16 protein-coding genes are annotated in these 17,745 nt (G+C 45.1%); 12 read left to right on the forward strand and 4 right to left on the reverse strand.

Annotated features, from left to right (window positions below; translation table 11 throughout):
- The first annotated feature begins 21 nt into the window (after positions 1-21).
- Positions 22-1,293, forward strand: a complete 1,272-nt coding sequence (locus NG798_RS10900) for a hypothetical protein (protein ID WP_261222542.1) — start codon at positions 22-24, stop codon at positions 1,291-1,293.
- Between the two features lie 46 nt (positions 1,294-1,339).
- On the opposite strand, the gene NG798_RS10905 is transcribed toward NG798_RS10900, so the two are convergent.
- From NG798_RS10905 to rpaB, 3 genes are all read right to left on the reverse strand, one after another.
- Positions 1,340-1,750 (reverse strand): hypothetical protein, encoded by a 411-nt coding sequence (locus NG798_RS10905; protein ID WP_261222544.1) that lies wholly within the window; start codon positions 1,748-1,750, stop codon positions 1,340-1,342.
- 94 nt (positions 1,751-1,844) lie between these two features.
- The gene (locus tag NG798_RS10910) at positions 1,845-2,507 is read right to left on the reverse strand and encodes a cofactor assembly of complex C subunit B (RefSeq protein WP_261222545.1); all 663 of its coding nucleotides are present in this window, start codon (positions 2,505-2,507) and stop codon (positions 1,845-1,847) included.
- A gap of 186 nt (positions 2,508-2,693) precedes the next feature.
- Positions 2,694-3,422: a response regulator transcription factor RpaB gene (rpaB, locus tag NG798_RS10915; RefSeq protein WP_261222547.1), complete on the reverse strand. Its 729-nt coding sequence runs from the start codon at positions 3,420-3,422 to the stop codon at positions 2,694-2,696.
- Positions 3,423-3,593: 171 nt separating this feature from the next.
- Between rpaB and radA the strand changes: the two genes are divergently transcribed.
- Positions 3,594-5,216 (forward strand): DNA repair protein RadA, encoded by a 1,623-nt coding sequence (gene radA / locus NG798_RS10920; protein ID WP_261222549.1) that lies wholly within the window; start codon positions 3,594-3,596, stop codon positions 5,214-5,216.
- 298 nt (positions 5,217-5,514) lie between these two features.
- On the opposite strand, the gene NG798_RS10925 is transcribed toward radA, so the two are convergent.
- Positions 5,515-6,261: a creatininase family protein gene (locus NG798_RS10925; protein ID WP_261222550.1), complete on the reverse strand. Its 747-nt coding sequence runs from the start codon at positions 6,259-6,261 to the stop codon at positions 5,515-5,517.
- A gap of 93 nt (positions 6,262-6,354) precedes the next feature.
- Between NG798_RS10925 and NG798_RS10930 the strand changes: the two genes are divergently transcribed.
- The 10 genes from NG798_RS10930 (at position 6,355) to NG798_RS10975 (ending at position 17,702) form a co-directional block, all read left to right on the forward strand.
- Positions 6,355-6,684 (forward strand): helix-turn-helix transcriptional regulator, encoded by a 330-nt coding sequence (locus NG798_RS10930; protein WP_261222551.1) that lies wholly within the window; start codon positions 6,355-6,357, stop codon positions 6,682-6,684.
- A 286-nt stretch (positions 6,685-6,970) separates the two neighbouring features.
- Positions 6,971-8,092, forward strand: a complete 1,122-nt coding sequence (gene pstS / locus NG798_RS10935; RefSeq protein WP_261222552.1) for a phosphate ABC transporter substrate-binding protein PstS — start codon at positions 6,971-6,973, stop codon at positions 8,090-8,092.
- A gap of 158 nt (positions 8,093-8,250) precedes the next feature.
- Positions 8,251-9,213, forward strand: a complete 963-nt coding sequence (gene pstC / locus NG798_RS10940) for a phosphate ABC transporter permease subunit PstC (RefSeq protein WP_261222553.1) — start codon at positions 8,251-8,253, stop codon at positions 9,211-9,213.
- Positions 9,214-9,280: 67 nt separating this feature from the next.
- Positions 9,281-10,198: a phosphate ABC transporter permease PstA gene (gene pstA / locus NG798_RS10945; protein ID WP_261222554.1), complete on the forward strand. Its 918-nt coding sequence runs from the start codon at positions 9,281-9,283 to the stop codon at positions 10,196-10,198.
- A gap of 196 nt (positions 10,199-10,394) precedes the next feature.
- A complete protein-coding gene (arsB, locus tag NG798_RS10950) occupies positions 10,395-11,531 on the forward strand; it encodes an ACR3 family arsenite efflux transporter (protein ID WP_261222555.1) in 1,137 nt (378 codons plus the stop codon).
- Between the two features lie 33 nt (positions 11,532-11,564).
- The gene (gene arsC, locus NG798_RS10955; protein WP_261222556.1) at positions 11,565-11,957 is read left to right on the forward strand and encodes an arsenate reductase, glutathione/glutaredoxin type; all 393 of its coding nucleotides are present in this window, start codon (positions 11,565-11,567) and stop codon (positions 11,955-11,957) included.
- A gap of 123 nt (positions 11,958-12,080) precedes the next feature.
- Positions 12,081-12,833 (forward strand): response regulator transcription factor, encoded by a 753-nt coding sequence (locus tag NG798_RS10960; protein WP_261222557.1) that lies wholly within the window; start codon positions 12,081-12,083, stop codon positions 12,831-12,833.
- Between the two features lie 65 nt (positions 12,834-12,898).
- Positions 12,899-14,218, forward strand: a complete 1,320-nt coding sequence (locus NG798_RS10965) for a cell wall metabolism sensor histidine kinase WalK (protein WP_261222558.1) — start codon at positions 12,899-12,901, stop codon at positions 14,216-14,218.
- A 253-nt stretch (positions 14,219-14,471) separates the two neighbouring features.
- Positions 14,472-15,140: a phosphate signaling complex protein PhoU gene (gene phoU, locus NG798_RS10970; protein WP_261222559.1), complete on the forward strand. Its 669-nt coding sequence runs from the start codon at positions 14,472-14,474 to the stop codon at positions 15,138-15,140.
- Between the two features lie 399 nt (positions 15,141-15,539).
- Positions 15,540-17,702, forward strand: a complete 2,163-nt coding sequence (locus tag NG798_RS10975) for a PhoX family phosphatase (RefSeq protein ID WP_261222560.1) — start codon at positions 15,540-15,542, stop codon at positions 17,700-17,702.
- The last annotated feature ends 43 nt before the right edge of the window (positions 17,703-17,745 follow it).

The raw sequence follows: 17,745 nt of genomic DNA on the forward strand, positions 1-17,745 counted from the left end.
TGCTGGTGGAAGTGTGAGGAAATGATGATCAAGAAAATTAATTTACGCTATTTGTTGAGCGCGACTGTGGCGCTGCCTTTTTTGATTTTTGGTTGTACTGCTACGCCGGAAACTAAGGGGGAAAACCCTACGGCTGCGGCTACTCAACCAACGGCTGAAGCGGCTACGAATCAAACGCCAAAAGCTGAGGCTGAAAAAACTGCCAAACCAACGCCAACGGCGACGCCGGTGGATAAGGCTAAGGCTACAAAATTGACGGATACGGCGAAGGCGCTGGCGGGGATTAAGGTAGGCGAAGGTAGTCCGCTGGCGGGGGTGGAAAAAACTGCTTCTTGGAATGCTCACGCTAGTTATTTTGAGAATGCTTGGAAAAGGCTGGATGCTCAACAACTATCGCAAATTAGTAAGTGGTCTAAAACAGAATTAGCGTCGCTTAATCAAGCCTCAACACCGATTTTTTACCCGTTTAGTGGCCCTGATTTTTTGTATGCTAATTTGTTTTTTCCAAATGGCAGTGATTATGTGATGGCGGGTTTGGAGCCGGTGGGCGAAATTCCTGATTTGATCAATTTATCGGAGGGGCAACTTGACCAAAAATTGAAGGGAATTAGTTCTTCAATGTTTGCCATTTTGCAGTTAAGTTTTTTCCGCACTAATGATATGAAGGTGGATCTGGCGGAAAAGGGTGTGATTCCGATTTTAATGGTGTTTTTGGCCCGCACAAATCATAATCTTTTGGATGTGCAGTATATTGGGCTAGATAAGGATGGGAAGGTGCAGGTTTTTGAGAATGCCCAAAAGGCGAAAGGTTCTAAGGTGCCGGGGGTGAAGGTTTCTTTTACTTCTCCGGGTAAGTCTGTCCCGCAAACTCTTTATTATTTTTCGCTGGATTTATCTAATGAGGGTTTGCAAAAAACGCCTGAGTTTAAGGAGTTTGTTAAGCAGTTCCCGAATCCGAATACTTATTTGAAGGCGGCTTCTTATTTGATGCACAATGATAGTTTCTCGACAATTCGAGATTTTATTTTGGCGCAAAGTAGTAGTGTTTTTCAAGATGATTCGGGGATGCCGATCAAGTATTTTGATAAGGCTAAGTGGGATGTTAATTTGTTTGGTAATTACACCGGCCCGATTGATTTGTTTAGTGTTAGATATCAATCGGATTTACGCCAAATGTACCAATCAGATAAGAATGTTAAACCGCTTACTTTTGGCATTGGTTATAAGTATGAGGTTAATGAGTCTAATTTGATGTTGGCGCAGTCTAAGGAACGTTCGGCATCTAAACCTTAGAAACAATGTTAAAAGCCCGGTTTCTGGCAGTAACCGGGTTTTTAAATTATCTGCTCATTTTGTCAAAAATTTGGATAATTTGTTTGAAGAGGGGAAAATCGCCGCGAGTTTCTAAGATTGAGCGGACTATGACAATAAAATTTTGGTCGGGGGTAGTGTCGGGGGTAATGAGTTTGCTGGCGGGGTAGTAACTTATGTCTTCGGCTTTTAATTCATTGGTTCTGCCGGTTTCGATTTTTTCTTTCTCTTGGCTCCAACAAAGATTTTTTCCCCGCAATGCAACTTGAAACCAAACGATTTGCTGATTTTTTATATCGAGAAATATGTCAAAATATGGCTCTTCTCCTTGATACCAAAGCCTGGTTGTGCCATCTTTTTCGGATTTTAATAATTTTGGGTTGATTTCGTGTAAGGAAGCGCCGAGGCTGGCAATTTCATTTTGATTGATGGTTGCCATATTTTTACCGCCTTTAAATTTTTTATACTTAACTAATTAACTTTTCAGGACAGTTATTTTTTATCCGTAATTTTTTGACTATCCGGCGGCTGTTTTATTCTTGTTTGGCGGGGGATAAATAAGTGCTTAGGGTGTTTTCTAATTTCTGGGCAATTCCTTCAATCCAGATTTCATCTTGCCTTGTATAGGAGCGTGGGGCGTTGGCGGCTAATATGAAAACGCCTTTATCTCCCAAGGGCTGACAAATAATGCCTTGTGTATTTTCTGGTAAATAATCAAACTCTATGCTCCCTGGATAAAGTTTTAAGTTTACTAAATAAACCGCCTTTTGTTTGTCTAATACTCTCTTGACAATTGCCCCCGGAGTAAGTTCTTTTTTGGGTGCTAAAATTCCCCGTCTTAATAAGACTTGCCCCCCATACCATACCAATACTGAACGGGTGACAGTATTGGTAAGCAATAAATGCGACGCCCAGGCTAATTCTGTTTTCACCGGCTCTGGTAAACTGGGTTCTAATTCAAACCCTTCTTCGCCAATTAGTTGCACTGAATCGGGCAATTTTGGCTGTACTTGTTGCCATATTAAGCCGGTTAATATTAACACTCCGGATAATATCACCCCCAGGGCATCCGAGCGAGCTTGAGAATTTGTTAAATCTGGTGTCAGGAGGCGATTAAGAAACAGCAATACTCCAAACAGGGAACCGACTACAAGGGGAAGCCGGCGCAGCACTTGATTAGGATCTGATTTTGTCATTTGTCATTTGTCCTTTGTCATTTGTAAATTGTACGCGTGTCCTGTGTCAGGGGTGGGTACTCGCGGCAAGGCGCCTACAGGTCATTTGTCATCGATAAATCAAAAACATCTCTTGACAAAATTAATATTTTGTGATACTTTATCCCTTCAACAAAGGACTAATGACAATTGACAAATGACAAATAATTATTCTTCTCCGGGTTCAAGGATACGCTGGAAAAGGTAGCCGGTGCCGCGAGCGGTCAAAATGAGTTCTGGGTTGCTGGGGTCGTCTTCCAGCTTGGCCCTAAGACGAGAAATATGAACATCAACCACACGAGTATCAACATGGCGTTCGGGAGTATAACCCCAAACTTCTTGTAAAATTTCTGAACGAGAGAAGGGTTCGCCAGACCGGCTCACGAGTAATTCTAACAAACTAAACTCCATGCCGGTTAAACGAATACGCTCATCACCCTTATAAACTTGACGCTTATTCGTATCAATGCGGATACTGCTAACATGAATTACTCCAGAACTCGGTATGCCGCTGGCTCCGGTTTTATCCACACGCCGCAAAACCGAACGAATGCGAGCCTCAAGTTCTTTTGGCGAAAAAGGCTTCACCACATAATCATCGGCACCAAGTTCGAGTCCGGTAATCCGATCTGCCACATCCCCAAGGGCTGTTAGCATGATGATGGGAACATCAGACTCCTTTCGCAACTCCTGACAAACGCCGTAGCCGTCGAGCTTAGGCATCATTACATCCAACACCACCAAGTCGGGAGTAGCATTGCGGAATGTTTCGAGGGCTTCTTCCCCGTCGGCTGCTGTGACCACATCATAGCCAATCATCGAGAGGCGAGTTTCCAAAATGCGGCGGATACTGGCTTCATCATCCACGACCAGTATTTTTTCCTTATGGTTTTCCAAGCTGCCTATCGCTCCTTAAGTGTGATTTCTAAAGATTAATTTTTACTACTGTACCATTACAATTGTCTGATTTTCCAAGGTATCAATTAAGCTGAAAATATTGCTATTCTTAGCCTTCAAGTTTTTTTAAGATTTGTTTCACCTAACAAAACGTCTTTAACACCTAAAAGAATGCCTAAGTCTCGAACCCTCTACGTTTGTACCGAATGCGGTGGCGAGTTCCCACAGTTTTTTGGCAAATGTCCAGCTTGTGATAGTTGGAACTGCCTTGAAGAGCAAACCGTGTCTGATGCGCTGACTACTTCCGCTCGCGCCAGCATGAGTAGTAGTTCTTGGATGAAAGACTCCAAGCGCAACCCGGAAGCCAAAGAAGGCCAGCCGCGTTCGTCTTTTAAGTTATCGCAAATTGCCGATACCGCTATTAGCCGCTCTGGGTCGGGTTTTAGCGAACTCGACCGCGTGCTGGGGGGTGGTATTGTCCCCGGATCTCTGGTACTGATTGGCGGTGAACCGGGAATTGGAAAATCGACGCTTTTGCTACAAGTTGCTAACCAAATTTCTTATAGTTCTCGTGTTTTGTATATTTCTGGCGAAGAGTCTGGACAGCAGGTAAAATTGCGAGCACAACGGTTACAAGTTTATGAACCGGCCCCTGCGGAAGAACCGGCCCAGGAACCTCCCTCTGCTCCTCAAGGTTTCGGACAGTTAGCGCTGCCCCATACTATCAACAATGGCAACAAAGAACCGGCAACAAAACCGGCTGCTAACGAAACAAATTTTTATTTATTACCAGAAACAAATTTAGAAGAAATTCTCCGCGAACTGGAATCACTGAAACCAAATTTAGCGATTATTGATAGTATCCAAACGATCTTTTTTCCTTCGCTAACTTCTGCACCGGGTTCTGTGGCGCAGGTGCGGGAATGTACAAATGCTTTAATGCAGGTAGCAAAGCGAGAAAATATCACTTTATTTATTGTTGGTCATGTTACCAAAGAGGGGGGAATTGCCGGCCCGCGTGTGTTGGAGCATTTAGTGGATACGGTGTTATTTTTTGAGGGAGATCGCTTTGCTTCTCACCGGCTTTTACGCTCGATGAAAAACCGTTTTGGGGCGACTCACGAAATCGGTGTTTTTGAGATGATTGCTAATGGCTTGCGGGAAATTTCTAATCCTTCGGAGTTGTTTTTAGGCAGTCGAGAGGATACAATTTCTGGCAGTTCTACGGTGGTTGCTTGTGAGGGTACTCGTCCTATTGTTGTGGAGGTGCAAGCGTTGGTTAGTCCTGCTAGTTTTGGGGCTCCGCGTCGCGCTACAACGGGGGTGGATAGTAATAGACTTGTGCAAATTTTAGCGGTTTTGGAAAAGCGCGTTGGTGTGCCTTTGTCTAAGCTTGATACTTATGTGGCGACGGTTGGGGGTATTGGTGTGCATGAACCGGCGGCGGATTTAGGTGTAGCAATTGCGGTGGTTGCTTCGTTTCGTGATCGGGTGGTTGATCCTCATACGGTTATTATTGGTGAGGTTGGTTTGGGTGGTCAAGTTCGTGCGGTTTCTCAGTTGGAGTTACGGTTACGGGAGGCTGCGAAGTTGGGGTTTAAACGGGCGATTATTCCGAAGGGTCAAATGCCTCCTGATTTGGGTTTGAAGATTGTGCCGGTGGCTAAGGTTTTGGATGCTATTTTGGAGGCTATTCCTGGGCCGTCTACTTCTGTTAGTAATGGGCCTTCTTTTGATGATGAGGATGAGGATGGGGATATTTTTGGGGAGGATGATGATGAGCCGGTTTTTTAACCGCAGATGTTAGGCAGGCAGGATGCCTGCCCCACTACAGATGAACGCAGATGTAGGTAGTAGAGACGTAAGGCGCGGAACGTCTTTGAGGCGGAACTTTGAGGTTTAGCGGGGGGTTTTGGTGGATAATCGCCAAAGCGGATTTGTTTGATAAACCGGCTTTTTAGGGGTTGAGACTATGGCGGGTGGTTTATTTGAGAAAGTTTGCGTGTTCTGGTGTGTTTATTCCTTTGACGTTTGGTAGTAGGTTGGAGCCGGTTTAAAAGTGTTAGTTTTGGGTAAACCGGCCCCAAAAAATTTACTCGGCGCTCAAAAATTCTAAGTAGGAATTGCTTAACTCTTTAACAGCAAGTTCATAAAATTTCTGGCCGTGTTCGGGGGTGGCGAGGTCTGGGTTTGACCCCATTCTGCCATCAGGAAACCGGCGGCGAAAATCAGCAGCCCCATAAATTTTATGTTGATGGGAAACTTCTTCAGAAAGGGGTGCTTTTTTGATGGCTTCTGGATAGGCAAATTGAGTTAAGGCAACTTCGCTGGGTGTGGCGTGGGAACCTTCTTGATCGCCGTATAATTCTTTGGCTAATTTGTACACGGAACCGCACATAAACCAGTTGCCTATTTGACATTGTACGCGGTCGGCGTTGGGGATTTTTAAATCGTCGAGATAGGCGTAGGTTTCGGAAAAGGCTGCTTTGAGGGTGGCGATGTTTCCTCCATGTCCGTTGATGAAATAAAATTTGGTAAAGCCATATTTGGCGAGGCTGCTTACATAGTCTCGGATAAGTAAAATTAGGGTGCTAGGTTTGAAGCTAATGCTGCCAGGAAAGGCGGTATGATGTAGGGCCATTCCGACGTTGATGGTGGGGCCAACAAGGGCGCCGGTGGCTTCTGCTACGCCTTTTGAGATGACTTCGGCACAAATGGCATCTGTGCCGATGAGGCCGGTGGGGCCGTGTTGTTCGGTGGAACCGATGGGAAAGATGATGCCGGTGGAGGTTTGCAGGTAGGTTTCGATTTCGGGCCAGGTACTTAGGTGGAGTTGCATTGATGGTTTGTGGAAATTGTACTTTGCATGATCCTAGCGGGGTTCTGGATGGGGCTGGGAGTTAGAATTGAGAAGATGTTTTAAAAAAAGTTGATGTTAAAAGTTTCTACGAGTGCGCCGGCTGATGTGATTTCTGGGTTTCATGCTTTGTCTGATCCTCTGCGTTTGCAGGTTTTGGATCTGTTGCGCGAACGTGAGTTATGTGTTTGTGAACTTAGCGAAAGTTTGCAGGTTGCTCAGTCTAAGTTGTCTTTTCATTTGAAGACGCTTAAGGAGGCTGGTTTGGTGCGGTCGCGTCAGGAGGGCCGGTGGATTTATTATTGTTTGAATTTGCAGCAGTTTGTGGCGCTTGAGCAGTTTTTGGCGGAATACCGGCGTTTTAGTGAGATTTTGCCGGCTCGCCGGTGTGAAGAAAAATCTTAATTGACTGTTTTTTTTATTATTAATTCTGAGGTTTGAAGAATTTTCTAACCTTGTTTTTAACTTTGATAGAAGTTGATTTAAGGTAAATAACATATAAGGTACATAAAAGCAAGAGGAAAGATCCCCCTTGTAGCCTTGTCTGAGAAAAATTACTAATAGTAAAAATATAGCTTTACCTAAATTTAACCTTTATTTAATATTGGTTTAAACCAGCGATTAACTTGGCTGTTTAAAGTTATCCAGTACGCTTGGGAATGTTCCCTTTAACTGCCTTTTTGGAAATCTTATGGTTTCTCAACTTTATTCAAAACGCACTGCTTTTGTCGCCTCGGCAATTGCTCTATCTTTCGGTTTAGCTTCTTGTAGCGGTTCTGGGACAAAAGAAGCCGGTAACACAACAGGATCTACTCCAGCAGCAGGAGGAAATACACCGGCTGCAACGACGGCGGCGGGTGGCGGTCAAACTGTGAGATTAAGTGGTGCCGGTGCAACATTCCCTGCGCCACTTTATGAAACTTGGTTTGCGGAATACAACAAGAAAAACCCCAATGTTCAGATTAGCTATCAGTCGGTCGGTAGCGGTGCTGGGGTAGAACAATTTACCAAAGGAACGGTAGATTTTGGTGCTAGTGATACGGCGATGAAAGATGACGAAATCGCCAAAGCACCGAATGGCGCTTTGATGGTTCCCATGAGTGCGGGTAGTATTGTTTTGGCATATAATGCACCCGGAGTTACTAGCTTGAAACTCCCGCGCCAAGTTTACACCGATATTTTCTTGGGCAAAATTACGAAATGGAATGATGCAGCGATTGCGGCAGCAAACCCTGGTGTAAACTTGCCGGATAAAGCGATTACTGTTGTACATCGTTCTGATGGTAGCGGTACAACCGGCGTGTTTACAAAACACCTCACTGCTATTAGTGAAGATTGGAAAAATGGCCCCGGTGAAGGTAAAAGTGTAAGCTGGCCGGTGGGCAATGGCGGTAAAGGAAATGAAGGCGTTACTGAACTGATCAAACAAACTGAAGGCGCGATTGGTTACGTTGAATATGGCTATGCCAAAAACAATGGTTTATCGATGGCAACTTTAGAAAATAAAGCCGGCAAATTTGTAGAACCAACGCCAGAAGCGGCAGCAAAAACTCTGGCTGCGGTGCAACTTCCTGAGAATTTCCGCGCTTTTATTCCTGATCCTGAAGGCGAAGCTTCTTATCCAATTGTTAGCTACACTTGGTTGTTAGTTCCCAAGAAAATTGAAGACACAGCCAAAGCGCAAGCGCTGGAAAATGTCATCAAATGGGGTTTGACAGAGGGGCAACAAATGAGCTCTCAACTTGGTTATGTTCCCCTACCTAAAGAAGTCGTTGACAAAGTTACCCCAGTAGTTGATGCTATTGCGCCGTAATTAGTGATTGATGACTGGCGATTAGCAAAAACTAGAGTTTAGCAACCCGGTTTGTTCAAAGAAACCGGGTTTCTTGTACTAAGAGTGCATTTTGGGACACATTTAAACTTAGAATAGACATTGACCCTTGCGGGGCTTGTTTTTCAGCAAAATCATTTATGAGCATTCACCTAAAAAACGGCGGGGACACTCGTTCGCTTACTTTTATAGAAACCGTTGAGCGGATAATGAACATCTTCTTTATCCCCTTGACTCAAATTTGTGCGTTTGCCATTGTTGGCATTTTGCTGTGGATGACTTTTGTGGTGGGGACGCAAGCATTGCCGGCTATTAGCCAATTTGGTTTGGGGTTTTTGAGTGCGACAAATTGGGACCCGGTACGCGATGAGTTTGGTGCTTTTCCACAACTTTATGGCACTATCGTTAGTTCGATTATTGCATTGCTGTTTGCTGTGCCGGTGGGTTTGGGTGTGGCGCTATTTTTGAGTGAAGATTTTTTGCCGCCAAAACTTCGGGTGATTCTTGCTTTTTTGGTGGAATTACTTGCAGCTATTCCTAGCGTGGTTTATGGTTTATGGGGACTTGCAGTTATTGTTCCCTTGTTTAAAGTAGTAGGAAATTGGTTGTACAGCACTTTTGGTTGGTTGCCCTTTTTTAGCACTCCTCCTAGCGCCACCGGCCTCGGAATGTTCCCAGCCGGTTTAGTATTAGCAATTATGGTTTTACCTACCATTGCTGCAATTTCTCGTGATGCTTTAATTTCTTTACCTCCCGATTTACGACAAGCTGCTGTTGGGCTTGGTGCCACGCGCTGGGAAACAATTATTCAAGTATTAGTGCCTGCTGCTTTTTCTGGGATTGTTGGTGCTGTAATGTTGGCATTAGGTCGTGCGTTGGGTGAGACAATGGCTGTTACCCTTTTGATTGGTAATTCTAATCAAGTTAATTCGTCTATTTTGACACCGGCTAGCACCGTTGCTTCTTTGCTGGCTAATCAATTTGCGGAAGCCGGTGGATTACAAGTTTCGGCGTTGATGTATGCTTCTTTGGTGTTGTTTGCTCTGACTTTGTTGGTGAATATTTTGGCTGAGTTATTGGTGCGAAGAGTTCAAAGAATTTAAGGGTTTTTTACTGGATTTTTTGACAACTGGAAAAAATTAGAATGGTGGGCAGAGCGCCCCTACTTTTATGGATCAATCTGACAAGTTTTCTGAAAGTGGATATCCCAGCAGAAGCCTCAAAAAGTCGGCTAATTCTCCTCGCACACTGTTCGGGATGGCGATGACAGGCTTAACGTTTTTTGCTGCTTTTGTTGCGCTTTTGCCTTTGTTTTTGGTGCTGGCTTATGTAGTAATTCGCGGCGGAAACCGGCTCAGTTTTGCGCTTTTTACGGAATTACCACCCACCCCAATGCAGTTGGTGGGCGGCGGTTTTGGTAATGCTATCCAAGGCACTTTAATTATGGTGGCGCTTGGGGCATTAATTAGTATTCCTGTTGGGGTACTGGCGGCGATTTATATGACTGAGTTTGCCCGCGATACTAAAGCTGCTGATTGGATTCGATTTTTTACCAACGTCCTTAGTGGGGTTCCTTCTATTATTGTCGGGGTTTTTGCCTACGGGGTGTTGGTTTTAACGTTCAAAAATTACTCGGCTTTGGCTGGGGGTTTTGCGCTTTCTGTGTTGATGTTGCCAATTATTGTTAGGGCAACTGAGGAAGCTTTGAAGTTGGTTCCGCTGGAAATTCGCCAAGGTGCGATTGGTTTGGGGGCCACGAATTTTCAAACTGTTGTTAGGGTGGTTTTACCGGCAGCTATTCCTGCTATTGTTACCGGCACAACTTTAGCAATTGCTCGCGCTGCGGGCGAAACTGCACCGCTTTTGTTTACGGCTCTTTTTAGTCAGTTTTATTTGCCGGTAAGCGAAGAAGGAGTGGGGGCTTTAAATCAGCCGGCGGCTTCTTTGGCGGTTTTGGTTTATAACTTTGCCACTCGTCCTTATGAAAATCAAAAAGAGTTGGCTTGGGCTGCTTCTTTGATTTTGGTTTTGTTAGTTTTGACAACCAGTATTATCGCTCGTTTGGCCACTGCTCGCCGTACTTATTAATTTTTTGGTTCCGCGCTTTGTACAGGCGTTGCGCGCTTTGTACAGACGTTCCGCCGGAACGTCTCTACCACCCCCCAATGTCGGGTACGTTCGCTTGAAACGTGCCTGATTTTTTTTCGGGCCGGTATTGACATATCAACTTTTCTTGAAATAAGATAAAAGTGAAAAGAAAATAAACCTTGTAAGGGTAGCTGAAATGAACAGCCCAGCAAGCACCGGCCCCGCAGTCAAAGCCGGCAACTCATTAAGTTTTTTTGAAAGATACCTCACGCTCTGGGTGTTTCTCTGCATTGTCGCCGGCATTGCTTTAGGCCGGTTGTTCCCTGGCGTAGCCGTCGCTCTTGACGCGATGAGCATTTATCAGGTATCGATTCCAATAGCAATTTGCCTGTTTTTTATGATGTATCCCATCATGGTAAAAATTGATTTTACCCAGGCAACAAATGCCATTAGAGCACCTAAGCCGGTGATTTTAACCTTGGTGGTCAATTGGTTAATTAAACCCTTTACAATGGTCGTTTTAGCTCAATTTTTCTTAGGGCAATTATTCCGGCCATTGATCACCGGCACCGAGATAGTACGCGGCGCTGAAATTTCCCTAGCAAACTCCTATATTGCCGGCACCATTTTATTAGGAATTGCCCCTTGTACTGCAATGGTGCTGATGTGGGGATATTTATCCTACGGAAATCAAGCACACACCCTTGTCATGGTTGCAGTTAACTCCTTGACAATGTTGTTTCTTTATGCTCCATTAGGCCGATGGTTACTGGCAGCAAACGATTTAGTTGTACCCTGGCAAACAATTGTTTTATCGGTTTTAATTTATGTCGGGTTGCCTTTAGCAGCGGGTATGTATAGCCGATATTGGATACTCAAAAATAAAGGCAAAGAATGGTTTGAGAAAAAATTTCTTAACTATCTCACGCCAGTAGCCATTTCTGCTTTGCTGATTACCTTAGTTTTGCTATTTGCATTTAAAGGAGATTTAATTGTTAAAAACCCTTTGCATATATTGTTAATTGCCGTGCCGCTTTTCCTGCAAACTAACTTTATTTTCCTGATTTCTTATGTAGCAGCCCAAAAAATGAAGCTTAGCTACGAAGATTCAGCACCGGCAGCCTTAATTGGTGCCAGCAATCATTTTGAAGTTGCAATTGCTACCGCCGTGATGTTATTTGGTTTAAATTCTGGGGCAGCATTGGCAACCGTTGTGGGAGTTTTAATCGAAGTGCCGGTGATGTTAATGTTGGTAGAAGTTTGCAAAAAAACTGCTTTTTGGTTTCCCAGAAATCCCGAAAAAGCGAGTTTAAGAGATCCCCGGTGTTTGTGATTGAAAAAACAGTTTCCGAAGGACAAATGACAAATGAAAAAAGTAATGTTTGTGTGCAAAAGAAATTCTTGCCGGTCGCAAATGGCAGAAGGATTTGGGAGAATATTAGGGAAAGGTAAAATTGAAGTTGTCAGTTCAGGATTAGAAGCTAGTAGAGTTCACCCCACAGCCGTGCAAGTTATGTCAGAAATTGATATAGATATCACCGGCCAAAAATCCAAAGCCTTGAGTGATTTTAAAGCCGAAGATTTTGATGCAGTCATTTCCTTGTGTGGGTGTGGAGTAAACTTACCCGAAGAATGGGTAACAAGAGAAATTTTTGAAGATTGGCAACTCGAAGATCCCGATGGTAAACCCTGGGAAACTTTTCAGAGAGTACGGGATGAAATCAAAGAAAAAGTAGAAAAATTAGTCAATAGCCAGTAGTCATTTGTACCAGTGACCACAGCCAGAGATTAAAATAACTTATCTTTAGCATAGACCATAAGCAGAAGAGACAGATTTTAGTGTATTTATGGGGGTAGATGTAAACCCTTAACTTCCCCCAGTATGTTTTCTATAGACTCATCAAAGAGTCCCACCATGCCAGAAATCGGACAAACAGGCAGAATTCTAGTCGTGGAAGACGAGGCATTGATCCGCGATATGCTCGTTTTAGCCTTAGAAGAAGAAGGCTTCTCGGTAACAACCGCCCCCGACGGACGAACAGCCTTAAACTTAATTAGCGAAACCACGCAAAAACAGGGGGAATTTCCCTTTGATGCCATGATACTTGACTTAATGCTGCCGCAAGTCAACGGTCTGGATTTGTGCCGGTTGTTACGCCATCAAGGTAATAACGTTCCGATTTTAATTTTAAGTGCCAAAGTCAGCGAAACCGACCGGGTTCTGGGGCTAGAAGTAGGCGCAGACGACTATCTCACCAAACCGTTTAGTATGCGGGAATTGGTCGCCCGAATGCGAGCCTTATTGCGCCGGCAACGTTTAAACTACCAACCTCAACCGCAAACCCTAAACTTTGGCGACATCACCCTTTACCCCCAAGAATGTCGCGTTATTGTCCGGGGAGAAGAACTCAATCTCTCGCCCAAAGAATACCGCTTACTGGATTTATTTATGAGTTCCCCCCGTCGCGTCTGGTCGCGTGATCAACTGCTAGATCAAGTGTGGGGGGCTGATTTTATCGGCGATAGCAAAACTGTAGACGTGCATATTCGCTGGTTGCGCGAAAAACTCGAACGTGACCCCAGCCAACCAGAATATATCATCACAGTTCGAGGCTTTGGATATCGGTTAGGGTAGTGATTACAGGTTAGTTAAACTTTCTTAATCTAGCCTGTACTGATCTACCTCACACACATACGCGGATGGCCTTTGTTGCATTTTTACTCGGCTTGGCTGTTGGACTTGGCTTGTTTGTGGTACAACGGCTTTGGCTTAACCGGCAGTATAAAAGTTTGTTGCGAACGTTGCCAGATGAAGGGTTAGGAGACTCATTACCAGCCCTGGTGCGCTTGCGGCGGGCTATTGCTATTGCTAACCAACATCAACATAACCTCACAGAACAACTGCTAACCTGGCAACAAATTTTACAAGTTGCGCCTGTGGGTTATTTGCAAGTCGATGAAGAAAATCAACTGCTGTGGTGTAACCAGCAAGCCAGACAACTCTTAAGTATTCAAAACTGGGAACCGGAACGCTCGCGCTTGCTGCTGAAAGTCGTGCGTTCTTATGAACTTGACTACCTCATCGAACAAACCCGCACCAACGCCCAACCTTCTCAACGAGAATGGGTGTTTCATCCGGCGGTGGCGGATGCGGAGGCGATGGGAAGGGTGCGAAGTTTGACCCTGCGGGGTTATAGTTGGCCTTTGCCGAATGGTCAAGTCGGTGTTTTTCTGGAAAACCGGCAAGATGCGGTGACATTGATCCAAACTCGTAATCGCTGGGTGTCGGACTTGGCCCATGAACTGCGAACGCCGCTTACTTCAATTCGTCTGGTAGCCGAAGCCTTGCAATTGCGTCTCGAACCTCCCACCCGGACTTGGGTTGAGCGAATGCTGGGCGAAACCAACCGCTTGATTAAATTAGTCCAAGATTGGCTGGATCTGATTTCAATTGAAGCAGATCCAAGTAAAAATCTTTCGCTGAAAGTTCTGGAAGTTCACAGTTTAATTCAAACTGCGTGGCAAACTCTTGAACCGCTTGCTCGACCAAAACAACTTAATTTTGTCTATTCTGGCCCGACAAACATCAGCCTGGTTGCAGATGAATCACGCTTGATGCAAGTGTTTCTGAATTTGTTTGATAACAGTATTCGCTATAGTGGGGCCGGTGAGACGGTACAAGTGGAAGTTAAACTTTTACCTTCGCTGGAAAACCCTATAAATTTGCAAATAGATTTGATAGATACCGGCCCTGGTTTTCCCGATACTGATTTAGCTTATGTTTTTGACCGGCTTTACCGAGGTGAACCTTCTCGCGTTCGCAACAGTTCTATAGCTCCCGAACAATCAGAACAATCTCGCCTATCGACCGTTAGCAACGGCAGCGGTTTGGGTTTGGCGATTGTCCGTCAAATTATTATCGCTCATGGTGGCGAAATCAGCGCCCAAAATCATCCCCGTACTGGCGGCGCTTGGTTGAAAATTATCTTACCTTATGTAAAGGAGGAGGATCTGCCTTGATATGTGTGCACTTTTTGCTGTCCAACTTTAGGCAGCTAATCTATAAAATTTTTACTCCAATCCTTACAATTTTCGCTATTATTGATACTTACTCGCTGAAAAATTTTTTGCCTAAATCACCGGCTATCTATAAGCGGCCCATCACGGCTTTTGAAAGTGAGTTTTCTTTGGTTTTATACCTTGGTTTCCTAAACCCCTACCCAGCCTGATTTTTTGTTTTTAACCTAGCTATTTTATTGTTGAGCGACTAGAGGTGAATTCTGCTTCTTCTAATCCCAATTCTGAAAGAACCCATTTTGAGCGGCAAATCAAACGCTTAGAGCGTGATGTGTTGCGGATGGGTGCTTTGGTAGAAAATACTTTTCGTCTCAGCCATAAAGCTTTGTTTGAGCGAGATTTGGCGGCGGCTGAGGCTATCCCCCATCTTGACAAACAAATTGATCAGTTTTATCGGCAAATTGAGTCGGATTGTGTTTTGTTAATGACTCTCCAAGCCCCTGCTGCTAAGGATTCCCGGCTTTTGGGTGCGTTTATGCAGCTTGTGCGCGATATTGAACGCATCGGCGATTATGCTAAGGATCTTGCCGAAATTGCGATTAAGCTTTTCCCTTACACTCCCCACGCTTGTATGCCTCAAGTTGAGGTAATGTCTAAACACGCTCAAGCTATGCTGGCGACGAGTTTGGTGGCGCTGGCTGATTTAAATGCTGAGGTGGGAATTCACCTTAAGGAGCAAGATTCTGTTGTTGATGATGCCTACAGTAATCTTTATGATACTCTGGCCCACCAACGCGATATCCAAGGCGTGATTGAGCCGATTTTACTGCTGGTTTTGGTGATTCGTCATATTGAGCGGATGGCTGATCATGCTACAAATATTGGTCAGCGTGTGGCTTATATTGTGACCGGTCATCGCTGTTGATTGGGGGCTTTTTTCTCACCCCAGAGGGCTTACAGCAGCTATCGAGAGGGGATAACTGAAGGTTATCAAGGTTTTAATGTTTTTTTAATTTTGGGTTTGTAGGATGGTGATGGCTTTTTTCTGCCGTTTTTTCCATCCCTGCCTGAAATCTTTTTTTTGCGGCTTGCCTGTCTGCAAATGACAGTTTTTTGGCCCATATTTCACGGCCAATTTTGCCTCTTATACCGGCCTATTTAAAAGGAAGTGGTCAAAGAAAAATTGCTGTAATTCAAGCGAGCAAATAGCTGTATAATTTAAAATTATCTTTAATCCGATTGAATGAGTATTTTATAAGGGAAAGTTTGTCGGCTGTCTGGCAAGTTTTGCTATTTTTTAGAATATCTAAGCACGAAATTTGTTATGTCTTTGAAACGCCGTGATTTGTTGATGTTTTTGAGTGGGGCTGCCGGTGTTGTTGCTGCCGGTGGTGTTTTGCCCTCTTGTGTTCCACAAAATAAGAATAAACTGCCTTTTTCTCCCATTAAAGGGCCCATGCCTTTAACTACCGACGGCTTAGAACCGGCAAAACAACCAGAAGCTTATAAAAGCTTTGAAGTGGTGGATGATTTGGTGTTACCGGCCGGTTTTAGCTACCAGGTAATCGCGGCTTGGGGGGATAAAGTGGGGGATTCTCGGTTTGGTTACAACAATGATTATCTGTCGTTTGTGGAAACGGCAGCCAATGAAGGTTATCTAGGCGTTAACTTTGAATACATCAGTGATAAAGCTTGGATGCAAACGATAGAGCAAGTTTTGGGGTTTAGTGTGCCGGTTGAGGAAGTGATGGCGGCGCTGAAAAAAACCAATAAAAAAGAAATCAATGCCTTTGCTTTGCCGGAAAATGACCCAATTAAGGCAAAAATCCGCGAAATTTGTAAACAAGCGTTGATTGATCAAGGTTTAGGAGTGATTTCGCTGCGCCGCAAAAGTGATGGAACTTGGGAACGCACTTTTTCAAAGGCTGACCGGCGGATCACCGGCATTTCTGGTTTAGAAGATAATCGCTATTTGAAAGCCACCGGCCCTGCTGTGGCAATTTTCAAGAAAAAACAAGGTTTGGGTTATATCGATAAACTTGGTGAACGAATTATTGGTACTTTTGCCAATTGTGCGGGGGGTACGACGCCTTGGGGAACGATGTTGAGTGGGGAAGAGAATTTTCAAGCCCAAGTACCTGAGCCGGTTTATGCTGATGGAACATCTGCTGATCCAAGCGAGTTGGGTTTCAGCGCCGAAAGCATTGATGGACAGGGAAATGTTTTCGGACTGGCGGGGAATAAATACGGCTGGGTGGTGGAACTTGACCCAGCGAACCCAAACGACACCGGCACAAAGCATACTTGGTTGGGACGTTATCGCCATGAGGCGGTGGGTGTGCGAGTTGAGAGCGGTAAACGCTTGGCTTTTTATTCTGGGTGCGACCGGATGGGCGGTCATTTGTATAAATTTGTGAGCCGCGATGGGGTGAAAAATCCAACGGATAAATCTAACTCAAAGCTCTTGACAAATGGAATGCTTTATGGAGCAAAATTTAATGCTGATGGGACAGGGACTTGGATTGCTTTAAATGCAGATACGGCGGTGAATCCTGATAGGCCGGCAGATATGGTGGGGGGGTTGATTTTGTTGCCGAACCGGGAAAAAGGCAAAGCAGCATATCAGCAAGTGAGACAAGAGACAGCGATTGAGGCTTTTAAGAAAAAGTATAAAAAGTTGGGAGATTTATACACCGGCACCGCTGAGGAAAAACAAGGGGCGATTTTGATAGATGCTCATTATGCGGGGAATGCGGCGGGGGTGACTTGTACGGCGCGGCCAGAGGATACGGAAATTGCGCCGGATGGTTCGCTTTATATTACGTTTACGGCGGGGATGTCGGGGAAGGAAGGCGGGCCAGATCAGCGGATTTTTAAGGGGCCAAAGGGGGAGGTGCCTTATCCGTTTGGCTGGGTGATGCAGCTTGTGGAGGATGGGAATGATCCGGCGGCGATGCGGTTTGGTTGGAAGATGGCGGCGACTGGGGGGGAACCGGCTTCTGGTGGGATGGGTTTTTCTAACCCTGATAATTTGTTGATTGACCGGCGTTCTAATGTTTGGATGGTTACGGATATGGGGGGGAGGAGTCAAAATAAGGCGGTTCCAACGCGGACGGGGTTGGAGTTAGCGCAGTTGTTGGGGTTGTTTGGCAGTAATTCGCTTTGGTGGATGCCGGTGTTGGGTGAGTTGGCGGGGAAGGCGTTTTTGTTTGGTTATGGGCCGGTTGATTCGGAGTTGACTGGGCCATTTTTTACGCGGGATGAGGAGACTTTGTTTCTTGCGGTTCAGCATCCGGGGGAAGTGGGGGGTATTCGTAAGGAGATGGCGGCCCAAACGCGCGAGTTTGTGATGCGGACTACTGAGGGGGTGGAGTTTGGCCAAAGTCGGGTGGTGCCGGTGGGTTCAAATTGGCCGGGAAAGGTTGCTGATGCGCCTCCTAGGCCGGCGGTTGTGGCGATTCGGCGGGTTGATGGGGGGATGATTTAATTTTTCTGGTTGGGGCCGGTGTTGGGAGGGTGGCAATTGGTTG

It is taken from the genome of Ancylothrix sp. D3o, assembly GCF_025370775.1.
Taxonomy (GTDB): Bacteria; Cyanobacteriota; Cyanobacteriia; order Cyanobacteriales; family Oscillatoriaceae; genus Ancylothrix.